Source organism: Sphingobacterium shayense (assembly GCF_013179575.1).
In the GTDB taxonomy this organism is placed as follows: Bacteria; Bacteroidota; Bacteroidia; order Sphingobacteriales; family Sphingobacteriaceae; genus Sphingobacterium; species Sphingobacterium shayense.
The window spans coordinates 1-1,612 of the sequence record NZ_JABMCQ010000310.1 but is presented as its reverse complement, the minus strand read 5'-3'; the positions used below and the strand labels follow the sequence as shown (position 1 = coordinate 1,612).

The 1,612-nt window shown below is 44.8% G+C and carries 2 protein-coding genes; both read right to left on the bottom strand.

Features of this window, described 5'->3' with window-relative positions; all coding sequences use genetic code 11:
- Positions 1-493 (bottom strand): RagB/SusD family nutrient uptake outer membrane protein (locus HP439_RS19005; RefSeq protein ID WP_246229426.1); only part of this gene is annotated, 493 nt, incomplete at its 3' end.
- Positions 494-518: 25 nt separating this feature from the next.
- Positions 519-1,612: SusC/RagA family TonB-linked outer membrane protein (locus HP439_RS19000; RefSeq protein ID WP_172391894.1), on the bottom strand; the 1,094-nt coding region annotated here is incomplete at its 5' end.

The window sequence follows — 1,612 nt, the reverse complement described above, 5'->3', positions numbered from 1 at the left end:
TAAATGCTCGTAAAAAATGTGCTTCACCAGTCAATCGATCCTTATCGGACTTGCCGTCAGTAACCTCGCCTGTAAAGGGCACCTCTTCCACCTTACTAAAGAAAACGTTCGCGTATCGGATAGACTTGTATAACTCATTCCAGACAAGATAACGCTGATAACCCCACGCATAGAGGTTATCCTGAGTTGACAAGCTGTTGTTAAACTGCATCGAAGCGCTATTACCTCGATAGTGGCCTTCATCGACGATATTTGCGGTACCCCTGCCATCGGTCAGCGGCTCATAAAGACGGAAATAAATCTGGTTAAGAAAGGTTTCAACTAATGCTGGATCGGTCCAGACTGCCTCATCGGTAAATTCCTCCTGCGATACGGTATCTAAAAAATCCTTATTGCAGGCATTCAGGCTGATCAGCATAGCCAAGGCGCCCATTACCGCTAGTAACTTCGTTTTCATACTATGAGAATTTCTTTTAAAAACTTCTTTTTTCATTATTTGATTTTTCTGCTATATCTCACTAAAAAGTTAGCGAAACGCCAAAATTATATACCTTATTCGCCGGATATGCGGTATTAGAGGTACTTTCCGGATCTACATCCTCGATCCCTGTGAACGTCAAAAGATTTAATCCTGACACATAAAGTTGTACATCCGAGGCACGTATACGCTGGATCCAATTTTTCGGCAAGGTGTAACCTAGTCGCACCGATTTCAACCGCAGATAGTCCGTGTTTTGCAACCAATAGGTGTTCTGATTGCTACGCCAATATTCGTTGTACCTATTCCAGGTTCGTGGTTTATCTGCGTCTGGATTAGCTTCTGTCCACCTTCCCTCAGCATCCCGCGCCAAATAATTACCAATTTGTCCCTGCATCTCGAAGTAATCATTGCGCATAGCTCCTAGCGCCCATTGGAAAAATATAGAAGCCGAGAACCCTTTGTAAGAAAGATCCGTATTGAAGCCGCCGATATGTGTCGGCAATGATGTTTTATCTACCCTAACGCGGTCCAGGCCATCTATTTGACCGTCGCCATTAACGTCTTCGAAAATAACATCACCGGGCCGTGCGCCCGCCCAATGCGGATAATTTTCTAGAGCTGCCTCATCGCGGAATATCCCGATGGCTTTATAATACAGACTCGTATTCATCGGGTGACCAGTCGACTGCTGATACTCCGGCACGCCAGGTGTCTCATCCCAAAACTTAATCTTGTTGTTGTTCAACGAAAGGTTAGCCGAGAAACTGTAGATAAAATCGTTTGCCTTTCCGTTATAACCTAACTGGAATTCCGCACCTTGGTTGATCACCTCGCCAATATTTTCATCTGGAAGCGTCATTCCCGTGGAGCCCGGAACTGATGCATTTCTGCGCCAAAGAATATCCTTACGGTGGTTATAAAAGTATTCAGCCGTGAAGCTCATTTTATTATTGAAAAACTGTAGATCCATACCCACATTGGTCTGCTGGGCTACTTCCCATGTGACTGCAGGGTTCGCGATGCGGGATTCAGCCAATATCTTGGCCATCTCCGACTCATTAAAAATATACATCTCGGTCGTACCGGTTCCGTACGCATAACTTGGCAGAAATTGATAAGGATCAATCCGAT